Source organism: Variovorax glucosi (assembly GCF_051216695.1).
Lineage (GTDB): Bacteria > Pseudomonadota > Gammaproteobacteria > Burkholderiales > Burkholderiaceae_C > Variovorax.
Genome location: NZ_JBPJZE010000001.1, coordinates 443,152 through 463,707, shown reverse-complemented (window position 1 = coordinate 463,707; position 20,556 = coordinate 443,152). Strand labels below are relative to the sequence as shown.

Annotated in this window: 23 protein-coding genes, 1 tRNA gene and 1 pseudogene; 13 read left to right on the top strand and 12 right to left on the bottom strand. The window is 63.8% G+C overall.

Annotated features, from left to right (window positions below; genetic code table 11):
- Nucleotide 1 precedes the first annotated feature (1 nt).
- From ACSFA3_RS02275 to ACSFA3_RS02255, 5 genes are read right to left on the bottom strand one after another with little or no spacing between them, the layout of a single operon-like run.
- Nucleotides 2-286: an acyl carrier protein gene (locus ACSFA3_RS02275; RefSeq protein WP_435503781.1), complete on the bottom strand. Its 285-nt coding sequence runs from the start codon at nucleotides 284-286 to the stop codon at nucleotides 2-4.
- Complete coding sequence (locus ACSFA3_RS02270; protein WP_435503780.1) at nucleotides 283-993, bottom strand: phosphatase PAP2 family protein; 711 nt, start codon at nucleotides 991-993, stop codon at nucleotides 283-285. The genes ACSFA3_RS02275 and ACSFA3_RS02270 overlap by 4 nt, the downstream gene beginning before the upstream one ends.
- Nucleotides 990-1,766 (bottom strand): glycosyltransferase family 2 protein, encoded by a 777-nt coding sequence (locus tag ACSFA3_RS02265; protein ID WP_435503779.1) that lies wholly within the window; start codon nucleotides 1,764-1,766, stop codon nucleotides 990-992. The genes ACSFA3_RS02270 and ACSFA3_RS02265 overlap by 4 nt, the downstream gene beginning before the upstream one ends.
- Nucleotides 1,767-2,558 carry a lysophospholipid acyltransferase family protein gene (locus ACSFA3_RS02260; RefSeq protein WP_435503778.1) on the bottom strand — a complete coding sequence of 264 codons (792 nt, stop codon included), beginning with the start codon at nucleotides 2,556-2,558 and terminating at the stop codon, nucleotides 1,767-1,769.
- A gap of 16 nt (nucleotides 2,559-2,574) precedes the next feature.
- Nucleotides 2,575-3,606 (bottom strand): chorismate transformation FkbO/Hyg5 family protein, encoded by a 1,032-nt coding sequence (locus ACSFA3_RS02255; RefSeq protein ID WP_435503777.1) that lies wholly within the window; start codon nucleotides 3,604-3,606, stop codon nucleotides 2,575-2,577.
- Nucleotides 3,607-3,813: 207 nt separating this feature from the next.
- Between ACSFA3_RS02255 and ACSFA3_RS02250 the strand changes: the two genes are divergently transcribed.
- Genes ACSFA3_RS02250 through rng form a run of 8 tightly spaced genes read left to right on the top strand, consistent with a single transcriptional unit; the run spans nucleotide 3,814 to nucleotide 10,798 of the window.
- The gene (locus ACSFA3_RS02250; RefSeq protein WP_435503776.1) at nucleotides 3,814-4,539 is read left to right on the top strand and encodes a YebC/PmpR family DNA-binding transcriptional regulator; all 726 of its coding nucleotides are present in this window, start codon (nucleotides 3,814-3,816) and stop codon (nucleotides 4,537-4,539) included.
- Entirely contained in the window at nucleotides 4,536-5,837 is a 1,302-nt protein-coding gene (purD, locus tag ACSFA3_RS02245) for a phosphoribosylamine--glycine ligase (RefSeq protein WP_435503775.1), read from the top strand. The genes ACSFA3_RS02250 and purD overlap by 4 nt, the downstream gene beginning before the upstream one ends.
- Nucleotides 5,837-6,754 (top strand): oxygen-dependent coproporphyrinogen oxidase, encoded by a 918-nt coding sequence (gene hemF, locus ACSFA3_RS02240; protein ID WP_435503774.1) that lies wholly within the window; start codon nucleotides 5,837-5,839, stop codon nucleotides 6,752-6,754. The genes purD and hemF overlap by 1 nt, the downstream gene beginning before the upstream one ends.
- 1 nt (nucleotide 6,755) lies before the next feature.
- Nucleotides 6,756-7,406 carry a nicotinate (nicotinamide) nucleotide adenylyltransferase gene (gene nadD, locus ACSFA3_RS02235; RefSeq protein ID WP_435503773.1) on the top strand — a complete coding sequence of 217 codons (651 nt, stop codon included), beginning with the start codon at nucleotides 6,756-6,758 and terminating at the stop codon, nucleotides 7,404-7,406.
- Nucleotides 7,406-8,149, top strand: coding sequence for a ribosome silencing factor (gene rsfS / locus ACSFA3_RS02230; RefSeq protein WP_435503772.1), 744 nt, complete (start codon nucleotides 7,406-7,408; stop codon nucleotides 8,147-8,149). Before nadD ends, rsfS begins: the two co-directional genes overlap by 1 nt.
- Entirely contained in the window at nucleotides 8,146-8,625 is a 480-nt protein-coding gene (rlmH, locus tag ACSFA3_RS02225; protein ID WP_435503771.1) for a 23S rRNA (pseudouridine(1915)-N(3))-methyltransferase RlmH, read from the top strand. Before rsfS ends, rlmH begins: the two co-directional genes overlap by 4 nt.
- Entirely contained in the window at nucleotides 8,622-9,239 is a 618-nt protein-coding gene (locus ACSFA3_RS02220; protein WP_435503770.1) for a Maf family protein, read from the top strand. The genes rlmH and ACSFA3_RS02220 overlap by 4 nt, the downstream gene beginning before the upstream one ends.
- A gap of 26 nt (nucleotides 9,240-9,265) precedes the next feature.
- On the top strand, nucleotides 9,266-10,798 hold the full coding sequence (gene rng / locus ACSFA3_RS02215) for a ribonuclease G (RefSeq protein ID WP_435503769.1): 1,533 nt from the start codon (nucleotides 9,266-9,268) through the stop codon (nucleotides 10,796-10,798).
- 10 nt (nucleotides 10,799-10,808) lie between these two features.
- Here rng and msbA read toward each other — a convergent pair whose 3' ends face one another.
- The gene (msbA, locus tag ACSFA3_RS02210) at nucleotides 10,809-12,629 is read right to left on the bottom strand and encodes a lipid A export permease/ATP-binding protein MsbA (RefSeq protein ID WP_435503768.1); all 1,821 of its coding nucleotides are present in this window, start codon (nucleotides 12,627-12,629) and stop codon (nucleotides 10,809-10,811) included.
- 129 nt (nucleotides 12,630-12,758) lie between these two features.
- On the opposite strand from msbA, the gene tolB reads away from it, so the two are divergent.
- The 5 genes from tolB (at nucleotide 12,759) to ACSFA3_RS02185 (ending at nucleotide 16,311) form a co-directional block, all read left to right on the top strand.
- Nucleotides 12,759-14,075 (top strand): Tol-Pal system beta propeller repeat protein TolB, encoded by a 1,317-nt coding sequence (gene tolB / locus ACSFA3_RS02205; RefSeq protein ID WP_435503767.1) that lies wholly within the window; start codon nucleotides 12,759-12,761, stop codon nucleotides 14,073-14,075.
- Between the two features lie 19 nt (nucleotides 14,076-14,094).
- Nucleotides 14,095-14,613, top strand: a complete 519-nt coding sequence (gene pal, locus ACSFA3_RS02200; RefSeq protein WP_435503766.1) for a peptidoglycan-associated lipoprotein Pal — start codon at nucleotides 14,095-14,097, stop codon at nucleotides 14,611-14,613.
- A 2-nt stretch (nucleotides 14,614-14,615) separates the two neighbouring features.
- Entirely contained in the window at nucleotides 14,616-15,365 is a 750-nt protein-coding gene (gene ybgF, locus ACSFA3_RS02195; RefSeq protein WP_435503765.1) for a tol-pal system protein YbgF, read from the top strand.
- Nucleotide 15,366: 1 nt separating this feature from the next.
- Nucleotides 15,367-16,179 (top strand): tRNA threonylcarbamoyladenosine dehydratase, encoded by an 813-nt coding sequence (locus ACSFA3_RS02190; RefSeq protein ID WP_435504932.1) that lies wholly within the window; start codon nucleotides 15,367-15,369, stop codon nucleotides 16,177-16,179.
- Between the two features lie 56 nt (nucleotides 16,180-16,235).
- A tRNA-Lys gene (locus ACSFA3_RS02185) sits at nucleotides 16,236-16,311 on the top strand.
- A 368-nt stretch (nucleotides 16,312-16,679) separates the two neighbouring features.
- On the opposite strand, the gene ACSFA3_RS02180 is transcribed toward ACSFA3_RS02185, so the two are convergent.
- The 6 genes and pseudogenes from ACSFA3_RS02180 to ACSFA3_RS02155 all read right to left on the bottom strand — a co-directional run.
- The gene (locus ACSFA3_RS02180; RefSeq protein WP_435503764.1) at nucleotides 16,680-16,877 is read right to left on the bottom strand and encodes a DUF1508 domain-containing protein; all 198 of its coding nucleotides are present in this window, start codon (nucleotides 16,875-16,877) and stop codon (nucleotides 16,680-16,682) included.
- 133 nt (nucleotides 16,878-17,010) lie between these two features.
- A complete protein-coding gene (locus tag ACSFA3_RS02175; RefSeq protein ID WP_435503763.1) occupies nucleotides 17,011-17,208 on the bottom strand; it encodes a hypothetical protein in 198 nt (65 codons plus the stop codon).
- Between the two features lie 128 nt (nucleotides 17,209-17,336).
- Nucleotides 17,337-17,693 carry a VanZ family protein gene (locus tag ACSFA3_RS02170; RefSeq protein ID WP_435503762.1) on the bottom strand — a complete coding sequence of 119 codons (357 nt, stop codon included), beginning with the start codon at nucleotides 17,691-17,693 and terminating at the stop codon, nucleotides 17,337-17,339.
- A 161-nt stretch (nucleotides 17,694-17,854) separates the two neighbouring features.
- Nucleotides 17,855-18,907, bottom strand: a complete 1,053-nt coding sequence (locus ACSFA3_RS02165; protein ID WP_435503761.1) for an acyltransferase family protein — start codon at nucleotides 18,905-18,907, stop codon at nucleotides 17,855-17,857.
- Between the two features lie 678 nt (nucleotides 18,908-19,585).
- Nucleotides 19,586-19,801 carry a hypothetical protein gene (locus ACSFA3_RS02160; protein WP_435503760.1) on the bottom strand — a complete coding sequence of 72 codons (216 nt, stop codon included), beginning with the start codon at nucleotides 19,799-19,801 and terminating at the stop codon, nucleotides 19,586-19,588.
- A 254-nt stretch (nucleotides 19,802-20,055) separates the two neighbouring features.
- Nucleotides 20,056-20,544, bottom strand: a pseudogene (locus ACSFA3_RS02155) (hypothetical protein); the annotation flags it as partial.
- Nucleotides 20,545-20,556 lie beyond the last annotated feature (12 nt).

The window sequence follows — 20,556 nt, the reverse complement described above, 5'->3', positions numbered from 1 at the left end:
CTCAGACCACTTTCTCGGCCTTGGCCTCTTTGACCTCTCTGGCCTCTTTTGCTTCCTTGGCAGCGATGGCGCCGTCGACCAGGACGGCCAGTTCGGCCAGCGTGTCGATGTTCGGGTTGTCGTCGGGCACGACGATGTGGAAGTGGTCCTCGATCGCGAAGATGAACTCGGCCAGCGCCAGCGAATCGAGACCTTTTTCGCGCATGGATGCCTGGGGATCGAGTTCGGACGCCGGAATGTCGTACTTTTCCTGGATCAGATCCTGCAATTCCTTCAGCGAACTCATGGTGTTTTTTCTTTCTGTGTTGGCTGTCGATTCCATGATATCCGCTGGGCGCCGGGCCTCCAGCGCAGCGAAGGCAGGGCAAAGGCGATGCCCAGCAGTGCGCCGCCGAGGGCGTCGAGCGCCACATGCTGGCGGATCGCGAGCGTCGACCAGGCGATGGCGGCGAACCACAGCAGGTTGACGGCGCGCAGCCATCGCGGCGCGCCGATGCCTTGCAGCACGTGCTCGATGCGGATCACGGTGAACATCGCCGCCGCCACATGCATCGAAGGACAGGCGTTGCCGGCGGCATCGACGCCCTGGAGAAGCTGGAAGCCGGGGAATCCCGAGGCGTCAAAAGCCATCGGCGGCACCGCGGTCGGCCAGAAATGGAAGAAGCCGAGGCCGGCGAGGCACATCGCGACGATCCAGAGTCCGTAGACCGACAGCTCGGCGAAATTTCGCTGCATGCCGGGCCCGACGCCGATGTAGAGCCAGAGCGACAGATACGGAACCAGCGCCTCGGGGCGGAACGGAATCAGCCGGTCGACGACCGTCACCGGCATCAGCGTGACCGGATGCACCGGATGGCGCAAGAGCTGGAAGTACGCGACGAAGAACAGCGTCGTGACGGCGGTGGTGCCGAGCAGCTTCAGCGTGAAATGCCGGCGCATCCGGTAGGCGAGCTCGGTCGTCCAGCGCGCGCCCGGTTCCGATCGGGGCGTCACGCCTGGAACGGCGGCAGCCGGCGCATCCGACGCAACACCAGGCCCGGCAGGCGCAGGAGGAATTCGCCCATCAGCCGCGCATGCATCCAGCTCAGCAGGATGTTGTCGCGGACGTAGTGGAAGTGCGACACGCCGCCTTCGTCGGCATTCAGGTACTTGACCGGTGCATCGATGTTGAGCGGCTTCGCGCCGCCCCAGACCAGCCGCACCACGGCCTCGGTGTCGAAATCGAAGCGGCGCATCCAGCTCTGGCGCTTCATGACGGCGATCAGTGGCGACACCGGATAGATGCGGAAGCCGTAGAGCGAATCGCCGACGCCGGCCCACAGCGTCTCGATGTGGGTCCAGCCGTTCGACAGCTTGCGGCCCTGCACGCGGACCATCGGCGCGGTGTCGTCGAAGATCGGCCGGCCGAGCACCATCGTGTCGGGCCGGGCCTGCGACGTGTGCATGAAATCGGGGATGAGGTCGGCCGGATGCTGGCCGTCGGAGTCCATTGCCAGCGCATGCGTGTAGCCCTCGGCTTCCGCTGCGACCAGGCCGTGCAGCATGGCCGCGCCCTTGCCCCGGTTCTCAGGTAGCACGAAAACGCGCAATCCCGGATCGCGGGCTGCCATCTGCACCATCCTTTCGGCTGTCCCGTCGGTGCTGCCGTCGATGACGACCCAGACCGGGTTCCATTGCGCACGTGCGCTGCTCACTGTTGAAAAAAGTCGTTCGCCGGTGTCGTAGCTCGGGATCAGGACAAGATGGGTACGCGAAATTTCTGGCATTCAGGCTGCGCCTCTGGCGGGCGGATTGGTGGTTCTCTGCGTTTCTTCTTCTGTACGCAAGGTTTGGCGAAAGTAGTGCTCCAGCTGCTGCATCAGCAGCGCGCTGTCCTGCATGGGCGCGAAGCGCTGGCCCAGCCGCAGCGTGAAGACCAGCGGCAGCGGCGGTACGCGCCAGAGCGGCCAGCCCTTGCCGAGGTACGGCGAATCGGTGTCGATGAAGACGGTCTGGATCGGCGCCTGCGCGAGCTTGGCGATCAGTGTGAAGCCGGGGCGAAAAGCGTCGAGCGGCGGAGACACGGTGCGCGTGCCTTCCGGAAACACCACCAGCTGACCGCCGCGCCGCAGGTCTTCGACCGCCAGCCGGATCATGCTGTGCGCCGAATCGTTGCGGATGTAGCGTGCCAGCTTGGCGCCGCCGCCGAGGAAGACGTTGCGCATCAGCGTCGCCTTCATGATGCAGGCGCTGCGCGGCAGCCGGGCGACCATCAGCAGCGCGTCCAGCATCGTCGGATGGTTCGCCGTGAGGATCAGGCCAGGCTCGTCGCGCAATGCGTCGAGGCAGCGGCAATCGATGCGCATCATGCCGGTCAGCGTGGCGACGGCCCAGAAGGTTCGGTACGCCCCGGAGATCACGCGGCGGCCGAGCGTGCGGCCGACATCCGCCGGCAACACCGGATGGAGCAGCGTAGCGACCAGGTTCCAGCCGAGCGAGCCGACGCCCAGCCCGAAGAGAAGGACATAGAGCGGCGGCGCGAGCGCGACCGATGTCGCGATCCGCATCGCCCGCCTCATCGTGCTTCCACCGGCATCATGGATTCAGCGTGCCCGGCGCCACCGCGTGCGCCTCGATCTCGACCAGCAGGTCCTGGCGGCAGATGTCGGCTTCGAGAAAGACCGCGTGCAGCAGCGTCGGCGCTTCGGCGCCCAGCACTTCGGCAAGCACGCGTCGCACTGTGTCCGCATCGGAGACATGGCGGACATAGACCACGGCTTCCAGCTTCGGCAGCGCGAACTCGGCCGTGGTGCGGGTGTTGGCGGCTTCGATCACGGCGGCGAGGTTGCGCAACGTCTCGTGCGTCTGCGCGACGACGTCGCCGAGGTGGACGGTTTCGTGACCGATGATGCTGGCGGTCCCCGAAATGAACAGCGCGACGTCGCCGCCGCCGAGTTCGGCCAGCGCGGCGCGGGAAAACGTCGGCGAGCGCGGGCCGTAGGTATCCGGGTAGCGGTAGGCGGAAACCTGGCGCGGATTCTCGACCGGCACCGGCGCGATCTGTCCCGCGAGGAAACGGATGCAAAGCGCGCCCTGGCGGATGCCGAGCGCGCAGGCTGCCGGCGCGCCTTCGAAGGCTGCCTGCCCGGCCTCGATGAACGCTTCCTGCCGGCCGGCGTTGAATTGCCGGTAGCGCTCGAGCCCGCCGCCGTCGCCGTTGATCTGCGGCAGGTAGTTCCAGATGCGCAGCATGTGCGGGCAGCCGGTTTCCTCAAGTGTCCTGAAGAGGTCGTGATAGGCGCGATGGGCCAGCTTGGCGACGCCCTGGCGTTCGACGGTTTCGTCGAGATCGATCGCGCCGAGCACCCAGTGACCGTCGGTACGCCAGCGAACAATGCCGGTCATGCCCGACTGGATCTGCCCGCTCGCATGCCAGACGTCGGCCATCGGTCCGCTCTCCGACAGCACCTGCGCGTTGACCGTCGGCATCCAGGCCAGATCGTCCGGCGTGCCGTAGCCGAGTCCGCCGAACGGCGAGCTGCCGCCTTCGGCCATGGCGAGGCCTTCGGACAGGGACAGCCGTTCGATGCGCAGGGGCGGCACCTTCAACAGATCACGAGCGCTCATGTCGCTTCCTTCACCCGGTCGGGGTTTTGCAGATGGACAAATAGGAAAAGAGCCATGTTCTGGGTAAGAACAAAGCCCGCAGCCGGCGGATTATCACAAATGGATACGTCGACCTGTCGCCATACCGAGCACAAATCGAGCCCGGCAACGCCCGGACAGTAAACTCGCCCCCAGGTTTGAAACACAAGACAGCGAGAAAACAACGCCATGGCCGGACATAGCAAATGGGCAAATATTCAGCACCGGAAGGGGCGGCAGGACGAGAAGCGCGGCAAGCTCTGGACGCGCGCCATCCGTGAGATCACCGTCGCTGCGCGTGCCGGTGGCGGCGACCTGAGCGCCAACCCGCGCTTGCGGCTGGCGGTCGAGAAAGCCAAGGCGGTCAATCTGCCCGCGGACACCGTCAAGCGCAACATCGACAAGGCGACCGGCGCGCTCGAAGGCGTGAGCTACGAGGAAATCCGCTACGAGGGTTACGGCATCGGCGGCGCCGCGATCATTGTCGACACCATGACCGACAACCGCGTGCGCACAGTCGCCGAGGTCCGTCACGCTTTCAGCAAGTACGGCGGCAACATGGGCACCGAGAATTCGGTGTCGTTTCAGTTCAAGCATTGCGGGCAGTTCGTGTTCGCGCCCGGCACCGACGAAGACAAGGTGATGGAAGTCGCACTCGAAGCCGGCGCCGAAGACGTGCTGACCGGCGACGACGGCGCCATCGAAGTGCTGACTGCCGTGGCGGATTTCGAGTCGGTGCAGAAGGCGCTGGAGGCTGCGGGCCTGGTGCCGGATCTGGCGGAAGTCACGATGCGTGCCGAGAACACCATCGAGCTGTCCGGCGAGGAGGGCGCGAAGATGCAGCGTCTGCTCGACATCATCGAAGACCTGGACGACGTCCAGGACGTATTCCACAACGCTGCCATCAACGAATGAAAACGCTCGTCATCGGCGGCGGCGGCCGCGAACATGCGCTGGCCTGGCGTCTCGCGCAATCCGAGCGCGTCTCCAAGCTCTACGTCGCGCCCGGCAACGGCGGCACCGCGTCCGACCGGCGCTACGAAATCGTGAATATCTCCGACCCGGTCGCGCTGCGCGAATGGGCGAAGAAGGAAAAGATCATGCTGACGGTGGTCGGTCCCGAGGCGCCGCTGGCGGCTGGCGTGGTCGACGAATTCCGCGCCCACGGTCTGCGGATCTTCGGCCCGACCAAAGCCGCAGCGCAGCTCGAAAGCTCCAAGGCGTTCTCGAAGGCGTTCATGAAGCGCCACAAGATCCCGACCGCCGACTACGAAGCCTTCACCGACGCCGCAGCCGCGCACGCGTACATCGACGCCAAGGGCGCGCCGATCGTCGTCAAGGCCGACGGTCTGGCGGCGGGCAAGGGCGTGGTCGTCGCGACGACGCTGCAGGAAGCTCACGACGCGGTCGATTTCATGCTGGTCGATAACAAGTTCGGCGTTTCGCACAACGCCGGCGCCGATGGCCTGGCGGTGCCGCGTGTGGTGATCGAGGAATTCCTGCAGGGCGAGGAAGCCAGCTTCATCGTGCTGTGCGACGGCAAGAACGTGACCGCGCTCGCCACCAGCCAGGACCACAAGCGCCTGCTCGACGGTGACCAGGGTCCGAACACCGGCGGCATGGGTGCCTATTCGCCGGCGCCAGTGGTCACGGCGGCGGTGCACGCGCGGGCAATGCGCGAAATCATCCTGCCCACCGTGCGCGGCATGGAAAAGGACGGGATTCCATTCACCGGCTTTCTTTACGCCGGTCTGATGATCGATTCGGCCGGTCATCCGAAGACGCTCGAATTCAACTGCCGCATGGGCGACCCCGAGACGCAGCCGATCATGATGCGGCTCAAGTCCGACCTGTTCGAACTGTTCTGGCACGCCACCGACGGCACGCTCGACAAGGTCGATCTCGAATGGGACCGCCGCGTGGCGCTTGGCGTGGTCCTGGCTGCGCACGGTTATCCGGAATCGCCGCGCAAGGGTGACCGCATCACCAACCTGCCGGCGGAAACGCCCGATGCCGTCGTGTTCCACGCCGGCACGACGCTGGAAAACGGCGAGCTGCGGACCAGCGGCGGTCGCGTGCTCTGCGTGACGGTGCTGGCGGACAACGTCAAGCTCGCCCAGCAGCGCGCCTATGAAGTGGCGGCGCGCATCCAGTTCGATGGCGTGCAGTACCGCAAGGACATCGGCCACCGCGCGCTGGGGCGCAACGGCTGATGCTGCAGGCAGATCCGGGCGCCGTCGGCGACTATCTGCGCGATTTGCAGCAGCGCATCGTCGGCGCCGTAGAGGCAGCGGACGGCGGCAGTTGCGTTCGCGATCCGTGGGAAAAGGCGCCGGGCGAAGCGCTGCAAGGCAGCGGGTTGACCTGCATCCTCGAAGGCGGCGAACTGTTCGAGCGGGCCGGTTGCGGCTTTTCGCAGGTGCGCGGGCCGCGTCTGCCGCCGTCGGCGACGCAGCATCGGCCCGAACTTGCCGGTGCGCCGTTCGAGGCGATGGGCGTGTCGCTGGTGTTCCATCCGCGCAATCCGTATGTGCCGATCGTGCACATGAACGTCCGGATGATTGCCGCACTGCCGGCCGTCGGCGAGCCGGTCTGCTGGTTCGGCGGTGGAATGGACCTGACGCCGATCTACGGTTTCGAGGAAGACGCAGTGCATTTCCATCGCACATGCAGCGATGTGCTCTCCCCGTATGGCGACGACAAATACCCGCGCTTCAAGAAATGGTGCGACGAATATTTCTTCATCAAGCACCGCAACGAGCAGCGCGGCGTCGGAGGCGTCTTCTTCGACGATTTTTCCGAGCTGGGTTTCGAGCAGAGCTTCGGCATGATGCGCGCGGTCGGCGACGCCTTGCTCACTGGTTATCTGCCGATCGTCGAACGTCGCCGCGACACACCGTACGGCGAGCGCGAGCGCGAATTCCAGCTCTATCGCCGCGGTCGCTACGTCGAATTCAACCTCGTGTGGGACCGTGGAACCCATTTCGGTCTCCAGTCGGGCGGGCGTACGGAATCGATTCTGCTGTCGATGCCGCCCCTGGCCAGCTGGGCCTATCGGAAGTCGCCGGAACCGGGAACGCCCGAAGCCGCGCTCTACAGCGACTTCATCGTCCGGCGCGACTGGCTCTGAAATGAAGCCACGCATCGGCGTCTTCGGCGGCGCTTTCGATCCGCCGCACAACGCGCACGTGGCGCTGGCCGAAGCGGCGATGGCGCAGCGCGACCTGTCCGCGCTGCGCATCTTCCCGACCGGACAGGCCTGGCACAAGGCGCGCACGCCGAGCAGCGCGGAACACCGGCTCGCAATGGCCGAGCTGGCCTTCGGTTCGATCCCCGGCGTGACCGTCGATGCACGAGAAATGCGCCGAGACGGGCCGACCTACACCCTGGACACGCTGCGCGAACTCCAGCGCGAGAAACCGGATGTCCAGCTGGTGCTGATCATGGGCAGCGACCAGGCGAGGGCGTTGCCGCAATGGCACGGCTGGCGTGACATATTGGCGCTGGCAATCGTTTGCGTGGCCGAGCGCTTAGAATCCCCGGTCCCCGGCGTCGCGATCGACCCGAGCACGGATGGTGGCAAACCAGTCATCCGCTTCGATCCGCATTCCCTGCCAGGCCTCCCGGCCGGCGCCCGCTTCGAAACCCTAGAACTTCCCGCGGTGGCCACCAGTGCCACCGACATCCGCGCCCGTGCTGCGCGGGGCCAGGACATCGCCCGTCTGGTCCCGCCCGCCGTTGCGCGCTATATTGAACGACACCACCTCTACGCCTCCGCCTGATGACCACTGAAGCCGCCGCCAAGAAAGACACCCAGAAACTCCAGCGAGCCATCGTCGACGGGCTCGAAGACGTCAAGGCGCAGGACATCCAGGTCTACGACACGGAACATCTCTCGGCGCTGTTCGAGCGCGTGATCATCGCCTCGGGCACGTCGAATCGTCAGACCAAGGCGCTGGCTTCCAGCGTGCGCGACGCGGTTCGTGAAGCCGGCTTCCCCAAGCCGCGCATCGAGGGCGAAGAGAACGGCGAATGGATCATCGTGGACTGCGGCGCCGCCGTGGCGCACATCATGCAGCCGGCAATCCGCCAGTATTACCACCTCGAAGAGATCTGGGGCGACAAGCCGGTTCGCCTGAAATTCGGCGCTGCCAAGCCGGTCGTTGCCGTCGCGGAAGACGCACCGGAGAAGAAGGTCGCCGCACCCGCCAAGACGCTGCGCCGCGCCAGTGCCGCGAAGACCGCGATCAAGGCGGCCGAGCAGGCAGCCAAGGCCGAAAAGGAAGAGCGTTCGCGTCCTGCGGCGCGCAAATCGCCGGCACGCAAGACGGCAGCGCCGACCAAGACTTCCGCGACGAAGTCGCCCGCGCGCAAGACTGCAGCCGGAACGGCAGTTAAGCCGCCTGTGAAGACGCCCGTCAAGGTGATCGGCAAGCCTGCCGCCAAGAAGGTCGCTGCCAAGACCGCGGGCAAGCCGGCCGCCAAGAAGGCTCCGGCCCGCAAGACCGCTCCCCGCAGCAAATGAGGCTGTTGGTGGTCGCAGTCGGGCAACGCATGCCTGACTGGGCGCAGACCGCCTGGGACGACTACGCCAAGCGTTTTCCGCCCGAGATCAAGCTGGAGCTGCGCGCCGTCAAGACCGAGCCGCGCGGTTCGAAGACCCTCGAGACTCTCTACGCCGCAGAACGTGGACGCATCGAGGATGCGATCTCCAAGAACAACACCCGCAACATGCGAATCGTGGTGCTCGACGAGCGCGGCACGTCGCTGACGACAAAAGCCCTGGCGACGCGCCTGCAGACCTGGCAGGGCGAGGGCGACGACGTCGCGCTGGTGATCGGCGGGCCCGACGGGCTCGATCCGGCTTTCAAGGCTGCTGCGCACGAGCGCATCCGACTGTCCGATCTGACCCTGCCGCATGCGATGGCGCGCGTGCTGCTCGTCGAACAGCTGTATCGCGCGTGGTCGGTGAACGCCGGTCATCCGTACCACCGCGAATGAGCGACTCGTCTTCCGCATTCGTCTATCTGGCATCGCAAAGTCCGCGGCGTGCGCAACTGCTCGGCCAGCTTGGCGTGCGCCATGAGTTGCTGCTGGCCGCGCCGGACGAAGATGCCGAGGCGCTGGAAGTCGTGCTGCACGGCGAATCTCCGACCGCCTATGTCCAGCGCGTGACCGGACTCAAGCTCGACGCCGCCGTGGCACGCCACCGTCTGCAGGGACTTGTCCCGGCGCCGATTCTCTGTGCCGACACCACGGTCGCCTTGGGCCGCACGATTCTCGGCAAGCCCGAAGACGCCGGCGACGCCGAGCGGATGCTGGCGCTGCTCGCCGGCCGCACGCACCGCGTGCTCACCGCCGTCGCCGTGCAGCACGGTCGCGACCGGCACGCCGCGCTCAGCATTTCCCGGGTCCGCTTCGCACCGATGTCGAAAGCGCAGATCGGCCGCTACGCCGCCAGCGGCGAGCCGCTCGGAAAAGCCGGTGCGTACGGCATCCAGGGCTCGGTTGCGGCTTATGTCGAACACATCGCCGGTTCCTATTCGGGCATCATGGGTCTTCCCATGTTCGAGACCGCGCAGCTGTTGCGCAACGTCGGACTGATTCAAGACTGATTCATGACTTCCCGAGCGCCGAGCCTGTGACACAAGACATCCTCATCAACTGGTCGCCGCAGGAAACGCGGGTTGCGCTGGTCGAGCACGGCGCCGTGCAGGAACTGCATGTCGAGCGCACGCTGGAGCGAGGACTGGTAGGAAACGTCTACCTCGGCAAAGTGTCGCGCGTGTTGCCGGGCATGCAGTCGGCTTTTATCGACATCGGGCTCGATCGCACCGCCTTCCTGCATGTCGCCGACATCGTCGCGCCTTTCACGCCCGGCTCCCGTCCGGCGACGCAACTGCCCGACCGCGACCGTCGCGACGCCGCAGCGGCAATGGTGCCGATCGAGAAACAGGTTTTCGAAGGCCAGGCGCTGCTGGTGCAGGTCATCAAGGACCCGATCGGTACCAAGGGCGCGCGGTTGTCGACGCAGATCAGCATCGCCGGGCGGCTGCTGGTGTTTCTGCCGCAGGACAACCATGTCGGCGTGTCGCAGAAGATTCCGGTCGACCAGCGCGAGAAGCTGCGCAACCGCATGCAGGCGCTGATCGATGCGGCGGCTGTGGCCGACAGTGTCGGCACCGCACCGGCTTTCACCGGCGGCTTCATCCTGCGCACCAATGGCGAGGACTCGACCGATGCCGAGCTCGCCGAAGACATCGCCTACCTGCGCAAGACCTGGACGCGTATCCGCGACCGATCCACGCGCATGCCGCCGATGTCGCTGCTGCACCAGGACCTGAGCCTGCTGCAGCGGGTGCTGCGCGACCTGACCGGCGAAGACACGCAGACGATCCGTATCGATTCGCGCGAGCAGTTCGACGTGCTGCACAGGTTCGGCGTGGAGTTCATGCCGCAGGCGGCTGCGAAGCTGCAGCTGTACAAGGGCGAGCGGCCGATCTTCGATCTGTATTCGATCGACGAGGAAATCGCCAAGGCGCTGGGTCGGCGCGTCGACCTGAAGTCCGGCGGCTATCTGGTCGTCGACCAGACCGAGGCGCTGACGACGGTCGACGTGAACACCGGCGGATTTGTCGGTGCGCGCAACTTCGACGACACCATCTTCAAGACCAATCTCGAAGCGGCGCAAGCCATTGCTCGGCAACTGCGGCTGCGCAACCTGGGCGGCATCGTGATCGTCGACTTCATCGACATGGTGCGCGACGATCATCGAGAACAGGTGCTCGGCGAGTTCAGGAAGCAGCTGGCGCGCGACCGCGTCAAGACCAGCGCCGGCGGGTTCTCGCCGCTCGGGCTGGTCGAGATGACGCGCAAACGCACGCGCGAATCGCTTGCTCACATGCTTTGCGAGCCGTGCGTGGCCTGCGGCGGACAGGGCATCGTCAAGACGGCGCGCAGTGCGGCCTACGACGTCCTGCGGGAAATCTTGCGCGAAGCGCGGCAGTTCAACCCGCGCGAGTTCCGCATCGTCGCGGCACCCCAGGTCATCGAATTGTTGCTCGACGAGGAAAGCCAGCATCTGGCTGGGCTCAGCGATTTCATCGGCAAGCCGATATCGCTGCAGTCGGAGCCCGCGATGGGGCAGGGCCAGTTCGACATCGTCTTGCTGTGATCGCCCCGGCTCAGAGCGTCGCCGGCTGACCAGGTGGTGCGGCGCGCACGGCACGGGTCTGCAGCCGCGCATAGAGCCCGTCCAGCGCCATCAGCTGCGCATGGCTGCCTTGCTCGGCGATCCGGCCGCGCTCCATCACGACGATGCGGTCGGCATGCTGGATCGTACTGAGGCGGTGGGCGACGATCAGTGTCGTGCGGCCCTGCATCAGTCGGGCCAGGGCGTCCTGCACCAGGCGTTCGGATTCGGTATCGAGCGCCGACGTAGCCTCGTCGAGCAGCAACACCGGCGCGTCCTTGTACAGCGCCCGTGCGATCGCCAGCCGCTGGCGCTGTCCGCCAGAGAGTTGCGTCGCGTTGTGGCCAAGGACCGTGTCCATGCCCTGCGGGAGGCTTTCGACGTGCGTGCGCAGGTTGGCTGCGTCAACGCAGGCGGCGACCCGCTCGCGGTCCATGACGCCGCCGAGCGCGACGTTGGCGGCGAGCGTGTCGTTGAGCATCACGACATCCTGGCTGACCATCGCGAACTGCGAGCGCAGGCTCTGCAGCTGCCAGTCGGCTAGCGAGTGGCCGTCGAGCAGCACTTCGCCACCGCTCGGCAGCACGAATCGCGGCAGCAGGCTGACCAGCGTCGTCTTGCCCGATCCGGACGGCCCGACGAACGCAACGGTTTCTCCCGGCTCGATGACGAGGTCGATGCCGTCCAGCGCACTGGCTTCGTCCTCGCCGCGGTAGCGCACCTGCACGTTGCGAAGTTCGATGCGGCCCTCGGCGCGGGGCAGCGTGACGGAGCCTTGCTGTTCGGGCGCGACGTCGTCGACCAGCGCGAGGCCGCGTTCTAGGGCGGCGAGCCCGCGCGTGATCGGGTTGGCCATGTCGGCCAGCCGCCGGATCGGCGCGATCAGCATCAGCATCGCCGTGATGTAGGCGACGAAACCGCCGACGGTGAGGCCCTGTTCGTTGCTCTGCCAGAGCGCGATCATCACCACCACCGACAGCGCGACGGCCGCCAGCAGTTGCGTGAGCGGCGTCATGGCTGCGGAGGCGATGGTCGACTTCACGGCCAGCCGGTTCAGTGTCTGGCTCAGGCGGTCGAAGCGCTCGCCCTGGCTGGCCTCGGCGCCGTGCAGGCGGACCATGCGATGCGCGAGCACGTTCTCCTCGACGACATAGGCGAGGTCGTCGGTGGCCGTCTGGCCGAGCCGTGTCAGGTGATAGAGCCGCTTGGAGAGCACTTTCATGATCCAGGCGACGCCCGGCACCAGCAGACCGACGATCAGCGTCAGCTTCCAGTTCAGGTAGATCAGATAGCAGAGCAAGGCCACCATCGTGAAACCGTCGCGCGACAGGCCCAGCAGCGCCTGCACCAGCAGCATCGATCCGGTCTGTACCTCGTAGACGACGGTGTTCGACAGCGTGCTTGCCGACTGGCGCGTGAACAGCGCCAGTTCGGCCGAAAGCAGGCGCTCGAAAAGCACGCGTCGCAGGCGCTGCATGCCTTCGTTCGCGATGCGGGCGAGCGCATATTGAGAGACGAACTGCGCGATGCCGCGCACCGCGAACAGCAGGATGATGAACGCCGGCACCATCCACAGCGACAGTTCGCCCTGCGTGAAACCGCGGTCCAGCAACGGCTTCAGCAGCGCGGGCATCAGCGGCTCGGTGATGGCAGCCGTGAGCGCAGCACCGAGGGCGATGGCCCACCAGCGACGCGATCCGGCGAACCAGGTCATCAGGCGGGCAAGCCGGCGAAACAGGGGAGGGCGCGCGCTGGCGGCGCGATCGGCGCTCTTGCCGCCATCGTCGATGGCGCCGGGGGGGGAAGGAGACATGGGCGCGGATTCTACGGGCGCGCTTTTTGTCGGCCGTGGGGCTGGCGTTCGGGGCCGTCGCTGGCAGTGTGTACCATGTCGAATGCTTACGCCGGTGAACTTTGTCCCGGAAAACCCTCTCCGAACCGCATGATCAAGCCGTTGCCCGATTTCTCCCCGACTCCTTCCTCATCGTTCACCGCCCGCCGTGGCCTCGTCGCGGCCCTGGCCGCTTCTCCCCTCGTTCCTGCGCTGGCCCAGTTCCGGGTCGAGGTTTCGGGCGTCGGGCTCACGCAGTTGCCGATCGCGCTTGCACCCTTTAAGGGTCAGGATGCTTCGCCGCAGAAGATATCCACCATCGTCCAGGTCGACCTCGAACGCAGCGGTCAGTTCAGAGGTGTCGACGCCTCCGGTCAGGATCTCGACGAAGCGTCGCGCCCCGACCTCACGCTCTGGCGTCAGCGCACCGCGGACTCGCTGGTGGTCGGCAGCGTCACGCGCCTTGCCGATGGCCGGTTCGATGTGCGCTTTCGCCTCTGGGACGTCGTGCGCGGCCAGGATCTCGGCGGCCAGAGCTACACCGTGCCGCAGGGCGACCTGCGACTCGCATCGCATCGCATCGCGGATTACGTCTACGAGAAGCTGACCGGCGAAAAAGGCATCTTCTCGACCCGGATCGCTTACGTGACCAAGACGGGCAGCCGCTACAACCTCTGGGTGGCCGACGCGGACGGAGAAAACGCACAGGCCGCGCTGGCCAGCCCGGAACCCATCATTTCGCCGGTGTGGTCGTCCAATGGCAGCCAGCTCGCGTACGTGTCGTTCGAGTCGCGCAAACCGGTCATCTACGTGCACAACGTGTCGACCGGCCAACGTCGCCTGCTGGCCAATTTCCGTGGATCGAACAGTGCGCCGGCCTGGGCGCCGGATGGCAACTCGCTCGCCGTGACGCTGAGTCGCGACGGTGGATCGCAACTCTTCAGCATTCCCGCAGCCGGCGGCGAACCGCGCCGTCTGACGCAGAGCAGCAGCATCGACACCGAGCCGGTCTTCTCGGCGGATGGCAGCACGATCTACTTCGTCAGCGACCGCGGCGGCGCTCCCCAGATCTACAAAATGAGTGCAAGTGGCGGGACACCAACACGGGTCACGTTCAGCGGTTCTTACAATATCTCACCATCTATCAGCGGAGACGGCCGGTGGTTGGCCTACATCTCTCGTGTAGGGGGTGCATTCAAACTGCACGTGATGGAATTGGCCAGCGGGAACGTCGCTGCCATTACCGACACGACAGCGGACGAAAATCCCAGTTTTGCGCCCAACAGCAAGCTCATCGTCTATGCGACGCAGCTCGGCGGTCGCGAAGCGCTGATGACGTCGACGCTGGATGGAAAGATTAAGGCAAGGCTCGCGGGCCAGGCCGGAGATATTCGGGAACCGGACTGGGGTCCATTCCAAAAGCAATGATTAACCGAGGAGTTCGAGAATGTTGAAACGCACAATTTATTCGCTGGCCATTGTGGCCTTCATCGCCGGTTGCTCGTCGGGCACCAAGCTGAACGACACTCCCGTCGTCGACGGTGCCGGCGCCGGTGGCATGGGTCGCAGCGGCTCGGCAAGCGGCGTGGCCCCGGTCACCATCGATCCGAACGCGCAGAACGCGGCCGGTCCGGTGGGCGTCGCACGCATCGTGTATTTCGACTACGACAGCTACACGGTCAAGCCCGAGTACCAGTCGCTGATCGACGGCCACGCACGCTTCCTGAAGGCGAATCCGCAGCGCCGTGTGTCGATCGAAGGTCACACCGACGACCGTGGAGGCCGCGAATACAACCTCGCACTTGGCCAGAAGCGTTCGGAAGCCGTGCGTCGCGCACTGAATCTTCTCGGCGTGAACGACAGCCAGGTCGAAGCCGTGAGCTTCGGCAAGGAAAAGCCGGCAGTGCAGGGCGCGGGTGAAGCCGCGTTCGCCCAGAACCGCCGCGCTGAAGTCACCTACCGTTGATGATGAACCACTTCGCCTTGCGCAATGCCGCACTCGCTGCGGCGCTCGCCCTCTCCGGCGTCGTCTCGCACGCGGCATTGTTCGAGGACGACGAGGCGCGTCGCGCCATTCTCGATCTGCGCCAGCGCGTCGAGGCGCAGCGCGTGCAGACCGAGCAGCGCAGCACCGACGACACCGCACAATTGCGCCGCAGCCTGCTCGACCTGCAGACGCAGATCGAGACCATGCGTACCGACATGGCCCGGATGACGGGTCAGAACGAGCAGCTGGCGCGTACGGTTTCGGAAATGCAGCAACGTCAGACCGATCTCGACGACAAGCTCCGCAAGAGCGAGCCGTCAAAGGTGTCCGTCGACGGTCGCGAGTTCACCGCCGACCCTAAGGAAAAGTCAGATTTCGATGCGGCCTTGGGTGTGTTTCGCTCAGGTCAATTCGCGCAGTCGCAGACTGCATTCGCGGAATTCGTCAAACGCTATCCCCAGAGCGGCTACAACGCGTCGGCGTTGTTCTGGCTGGGCAACGCGCAATATGCGACCCGCAACTACAACGAAGCGATCGCGAATTTCCGTTCGATGCTTTCGTTGGCACCGGACCATGCCAAGGCACCAGAAGCGGTCCTTTCGATCGCCAACTGCCAGATCGAACTTAAGGACACGCGTGCAGCGCGCCGCACCTTGGAAGATCTGACCAAGGCCTATCCCCAGTCCGAAGCCGCACAGGCTGGACGGGAACGTCTTTCGCGACTCAAGTGATCTGACGGACGCTTGGGTGTCTGTCGGTTCCGTTACTCCAGTTGACTCCGTTCGCCGATTCGGCGGCCTCGAACGTCTTTATGGCGTTTCAGGCGCCGAGCGGATTCGCGCGTCTCACGTGCTCGTCGCAGGCATCGGCGGGGTGGGGTCGTGGACGGTCGAAGCGTTGGCACGCAGCGGCGTAGGCCGGCTGACGCTGGTCGACCTCGATCACATTGCAGAGTCCAACATCAATCGGCAGATTCACGCACTGGAGTCGACCATCGGCCAGGCCAAGGTCGAAGCCATGCGCGAACGCATCGCGCAGATCAATCCGGAATGCCAGGTGAATGCGATCGACGACTTCGTCGAGCCGGACAACTGGCTGGCGATGGTCGCGTCAGCCCAATCGGCGCAAGGCGAACTGACTGCTGTCGTCGATGCGTGCGACCAGGTCAAGGCGAAGCTGGCGATGAGCGCCTGGGCGCGGACCGGCAAGCGGACGTTCATCACCGTCGGTGCGGCTGGCGGCAAGCGTCACGCGCACCGCGTGGAGATCGAAGACATCTCCATGGCCACTCACGATCCGCTGATGGCTCAACTGCGACAACGACTTCGCAAGGAGTACGGCGCGCCTCGCGACGGCAAGAAGATCGGCGTGACTTGCGTATTCAGCCGCGAGAGCGTTGCCGCTCCCGATGCGTCGTGCGCCGTCGAAGGTGATGGCTCTTTGAACTGCCATGGTTACGGATCGGTCGTCAGCGTGACGGCGACCTTCGGTCAATGTGCAGCTGGATGGGTTCTGGACCGAATCGCGTCGAAGGTCGCGCTATAATCGTAGGCTTTGCTGAATGCGATGCGCGACATCGTCTTCAGCGGAACCCGAAATTCGGGACGTTAGCTCAGTTGGTAGAGCAGCGGACTTTTAATCCGTTTGTCGTGGGTTCGACCCCCGCACGTCCCACCATTGTTTAGCCCGCATGGGAACTGAAAAGCCTGCTACCGATTTGGTAGCAGGCTTTTTCTTTTGCCGGTGCGCGCTCGGGTTGTGTAGCCACCGTGTAGCCACCATGTAGCCACGGGGACGGGGTTTTGTACCTTGGCTGATGCCTGGAGCAACTCCAGCCAGCAAGGTCGGATCGTCAAGCGGACCAGGCACACACCACCAAATCCGCGATACCGGCTTTGCTCTGGACCGTGCAGCTTCTTCCTGCTCGTGGATCAGCAACCCGCCGCGCCCGATCTTCTTCACGTGCGCGTGAATGAGAGGATCGACTGGATCACCTGCAAGTTTGCTGTCGCGGAAAAGCACCGGAGCGGTTCGGCTGGCGCGCGTCAGTCGTCTTGAAGATAGTTGCCAGCTCGGTCCATGACTGGCGCATGGCTAAAGACGATTCTCAAGTCTCGAATCGCTTCCAGCACTTCGAACTTCGAGTTGTAGCCTACCGAAGTGATCGCCATGGCGCGCCCGTTGGCGCCTTGCAATTCCCAGTACCAGAACCCAGTAGCATCGATGGAGATGAGTATTTTCATCCGTGTAGCTATTCGTCTGAAGGGTTGCTCGCTCGATCGCAGACGCCAACCATTGATCGAGAGACCGCCATCTTGGACGCGACCGGGAGATGCCGCAAATTGACTGGATTCAGGTTGAGCCTGTCTAGCGAAATCACCATCGCTCCTTTCTGGTTGTCCAGCCTTTCGGCCGGGGGGGGCGAAGCTTATCGTCATGGCTCAAGATCCAAACCTCCTGCTCCTGCGCCGGCCATTCATCATCAACACGCTCGATAAAAGCTACTACGATCTTCTTCTCCCCGCTATAGATGATGCGCGCGTTGAAGACGGCTGCAAGCTGGTTTTCACCCATGCGCATGCGCGTAGTGGTGACGATAGTCCCAGGTCTTCCCAGGCCGAACTTTTCTCCTCCGCCTTCAGGCGGACACCTGCCCATACAAGTAGCTCTGTAAGCGGGTGGTCAAAATAAGGACGAGCCTGTCAACTCTCCAGCTTCGCAAGAACTGCCAACACTCTGGCTATACCTGCGCCTATCGCCAAGCCGACGCCGTCGGCGACTACGTCGGCCAGGTCTGCGCTGCGATCTGGCGTAAATGACTGAAGCACCTCGATCAGACATCCGTAGACGAGCAGCACGACCAGCGCTTTTACGGTTCGTCCGGGCCAAGCCCAGTGCGACAGAAAGGCGAGTGCCGAAAAGCCGAGCATGTGATTGCTCTTGTCCCATCCTGTGGAGGGCAATGGTTGCGATAACGGAAGCAAGGAGAGCACCGTGATTGCCGCCATGCAGATGGCAAGTGCAAGGCGCCACAACGTGAGTTTTGGGTTGCGCGTCATGTCTCTGTATTTGATCGGATTAGCAGGATCTTCAAGTTCTATAACGGGCAATTGGCGCACCCCGTTGGCGGGCGAGTACGAAGATGAAAAGTGACGCGAGGTGCGGCGGTACAGCTGGTGTGTTCAGCAAGCACGCAGGAATCCGTGACAGTAAATAGCTGTCAGCGCCTCCCGCGCCCTATCTTCACAAACGGCTTTTCAATCAGGACGTAGCTGATCACGGCCAGCAGCATGATCAATGCGATCGATACTGCGACCCCAGTCAAGCTAGTCAAACCCATCTGGTCGCGCACCCACAGCAGCACTGGAAAGTGACAGAGGTAGATCGCATAAGAGGTCTCGGAGATCAGAAAAACGAGCCGGCTGCGGATTGGCTGGCTGTTGAGTGCGGTCACAAGCAGCAGGGCGATGCTGATACCTGTGATGAACATCGGATTGAAAAGCAGGTAGTAAGGCTGAGCCAGGAAAACGAGAAGTGCCAGAACGAGCGCCAGAACCGGATTGATGTGGGCAACCGCGCGCCTGTTGAAATAGATCCAGGCGCCGAAGACGAAGAAGATGGCCTGGGCGAAAAAGTGATTGACCACGAAGAGATACGCGTAGCCGGGATTCGCGTCGCTGACGCCGGGATAGATGAAGTCGAGCGCGCCGGTGCTCGCCGTGTAGGCCCACGCTGTGGACACGAGGAGCGTGACCGCGACCGTCGGCCATCGCAGTACCCGGTTCCCGATGAGCAGCAGCGGGGCAAGCACGTACCAGAGCACCTCGATGGTCAACGTCCAGCTCACGTGCAGCACGTCGAACTTCAGCAGCGCCGATGGGAACAGATGCTGCATGAAAATGAGGTTGACCGCGAAGGCCCACGGGTCCGCGGCAATCGAGCCGACCGTGATCACCTTGTCTCCAATCCCGATCACCAGAAAGAACAAGAGATACGCCGGGGCAATTCGCAGGACCCGATGGATCACATAGTCCCGGAGGCCGTGCTTCTCGCAGCTCGCGCTGATCAGGTAGCCGCTGATGACGAAAAACAGCTGGACACCGAACCAGCCGCCGTTGGCACCGAAAAACGGGATGTTTCCGCCGAATACATGCTGACCGTGGTGAGCGCACACCGCCACGATCGCAAGTGCCCGCAGCAGATCGATGTTGTTCTGGCGAGTGTTGTCACCAAGGGCGTGCAGGTTCGCACGTAGATCAAACGGCGAAGCCATCGTGGCGCCTTGTGCGTTCCGGTTCGAGAGGCACGGATTGTCGGGGGAAAGTGTCAGGAGACCACTGACTATTGAGATCGAAAAATCTGCGCGTTGCGTGCGGATCGAAGATGCAAGGGCTGAGGCATATCCAGACTGTCAGATGTGGACATAACGCGCGGTCATACTGAAACTTTCAACGAAAGCAAATGACGATGACTGCGACAAATGTGAACAGTGAGCTGTACGTGGACGCCTGGAATGCAGCGCTGAGCGATGACCCGGGATGCGCCGGACTTTCTGTCGTCGCTGTCCCTCCGACTTCTGAGTGCCCATCGGGTGTGGCTTTCGATCCACCAACGGGACGTGAAGCAGACTTTCTGCGCGCAAAGGCAAAGATTGACGAGCACTTCGCTCAGGATTGAGAAGAGGCGATTTGAGATATTTGCTCTTGGTTCACGCGCGCACACATGCGCGCGTACTGGGGTTCCCCCTGTTTCCCGGACACATCGAATGACATGATGTGTTCAGGAGTGACGTCACGATCGGACTTTTAATCAGTTTGTCGTGTGTTCGACCCCCGCACAGTCCACCACCATTTGCCTTCGAGGCATGAAAAAAGCCTGCCGTCTCAATGACGGCAGGCTTTTTTGTATTGCTTTGCACATGCATGCGGGAACGCGTTGGCAACCCGGTTTCTCACTCGCCGAGCCCTGCGCGCGCCACGGCAGTCGCCGAGCTGACCAGCCCGATAGCGCTCGCGCGCAATATCTCCCGCTTAATCGCGATCTCGAGCTGCATGCGCGCCATGTCTGGTCGCTCATGCTCGTAATCGCCGTCAAGCTCGCAATGCAGGTAGTAATCGACCTTTTCCATCACGCGCTCGGTTGCGGTGGCAAGATCCGCATCGTTCATACGTGTGCTCCGACTTCAGTGGGTCCCAGGATCCAATTACTCATGGGTCCAGGGTAGCATGACAAATTTTGACGATCTAAAACAATTGTCAAGAATCGGGTTAAAAAGTCATCAACCAGCCCGTTCTGTCCAATGAATGTCCGTTATCTGGCTCGGCGATGCGTCAGTCGGGCAAAGAGACCCGGTTGCTCCCGGTCACTTGATGCAGGAATCGCATCGGCCGGCGTTTGGACCCTCTCGACGAGTTGAATCTCAGGTGCCGGCAGCAGATGCTGTGCGGCCTGTGCAACATTCACGCAATCCTTGATGTGCTGTTCGCCGAGCGCGCGAAGGGCAGCGTATCCCAGTGCCGCGGAAATCGCCTGTCCGGCAAGAGGCACGTACTTCGTCGCCTGCTTTGCACTGAGGCGCATGCCGGCATGTTTAGCCAGGGTGATGAGCAGATCGCGCGTGACCAGACGACCGACCAGCAGCGCGCCGACCGTGGTTGCAGCTTTCTGTATTCGCTCGCGCTTTTGCGGTGCCAGTTGATCGATCTGCGTCACCGACAGGCCGAACTCGCTGCTGATCTGCGGCACCAGCCGGGACAGCAGGGCCGCGTCCGCAGCCCAATCGATGCCCGGCAGCGGCACGGCGCTGGCGGCAGCAGCCAGCATCGCCTTGCGCGCAATCAGCTTGCGACTTCGCAACACGGCGGCGATCAGCGCGGGATCGCCTTTGGCTAATTCGATGGCTGACGGCATCGGCGGGAACTC

Bases quoted from the DNA above. Each gene is read 5' to 3' on its own strand.
- ACSFA3_RS02275 (WP_435503781.1), bottom strand. From the start codon at position 286: ATGAGTTCGCTGAAGGAATTGCAGGATCTGATCCAGGAAAAGTACGAC.
- ACSFA3_RS02265 (WP_435503779.1), bottom strand. From the start codon at position 1,766: ATGCCAGAAATTTCGCGTACCCATCTTGTCCTGATCCCGAGCTACGAC.
- ACSFA3_RS02260 (WP_435503778.1), bottom strand. From the start codon at position 2,558: ATGAGGCGGGCGATGCGGATCGCGACATCGGTCGCGCTCGCGCCGCCG.
- ACSFA3_RS02255 (WP_435503777.1), bottom strand. From the start codon at position 3,606: ATGAGCGCTCGTGATCTGTTGAAGGTGCCGCCCCTGCGCATCGAACGG.
- ACSFA3_RS02250 (WP_435503776.1), top strand. From the start codon at position 3,814: ATGGCCGGACATAGCAAATGGGCAAATATTCAGCACCGGAAGGGGCGG.
- purD (WP_435503775.1), top strand. From the start codon at position 4,536: ATGAAAACGCTCGTCATCGGCGGCGGCGGCCGCGAACATGCGCTGGCC.
- hemF (WP_435503774.1), top strand. From the start codon at position 5,837: ATGCTGCAGGCAGATCCGGGCGCCGTCGGCGACTATCTGCGCGATTTG.
- nadD (WP_435503773.1), top strand. From the start codon at position 6,756: ATGAAGCCACGCATCGGCGTCTTCGGCGGCGCTTTCGATCCGCCGCAC.
- rsfS (WP_435503772.1), top strand. From the start codon at position 7,406: ATGACCACTGAAGCCGCCGCCAAGAAAGACACCCAGAAACTCCAGCGA.
- rlmH (WP_435503771.1), top strand. From the start codon at position 8,146: ATGAGGCTGTTGGTGGTCGCAGTCGGGCAACGCATGCCTGACTGGGCG.
- ACSFA3_RS02220 (WP_435503770.1), top strand. From the start codon at position 8,622: ATGAGCGACTCGTCTTCCGCATTCGTCTATCTGGCATCGCAAAGTCCG.
- msbA (WP_435503768.1), bottom strand. From the start codon at position 12,629: ATGTCTCCTTCCCCCCCCGGCGCCATCGACGATGGCGGCAAGAGCGCC.
- tolB (WP_435503767.1), top strand. From the start codon at position 12,759: ATGATCAAGCCGTTGCCCGATTTCTCCCCGACTCCTTCCTCATCGTTC.
- pal (WP_435503766.1), top strand. From the start codon at position 14,095: ATGTTGAAACGCACAATTTATTCGCTGGCCATTGTGGCCTTCATCGCC.
- ybgF (WP_435503765.1), top strand. From the start codon at position 14,616: ATGAACCACTTCGCCTTGCGCAATGCCGCACTCGCTGCGGCGCTCGCC.
- ACSFA3_RS02180 (WP_435503764.1), bottom strand. From the start codon at position 16,877: ATGAAAATACTCATCTCCATCGATGCTACTGGGTTCTGGTACTGGGAA.
- ACSFA3_RS02175 (WP_435503763.1), bottom strand. From the start codon at position 17,208: ATGGGTGAAAACCAGCTTGCAGCCGTCTTCAACGCGCGCATCATCTAT.
- ACSFA3_RS02170 (WP_435503762.1), bottom strand. From the start codon at position 17,693: ATGACGCGCAACCCAAAACTCACGTTGTGGCGCCTTGCACTTGCCATC.
- ACSFA3_RS02165 (WP_435503761.1), bottom strand. From the start codon at position 18,907: ATGGCTTCGCCGTTTGATCTACGTGCGAACCTGCACGCCCTTGGTGAC.
- ACSFA3_RS02160 (WP_435503760.1), bottom strand. From the start codon at position 19,801: ATGAACGATGCGGATCTTGCCACCGCAACCGAGCGCGTGATGGAAAAG.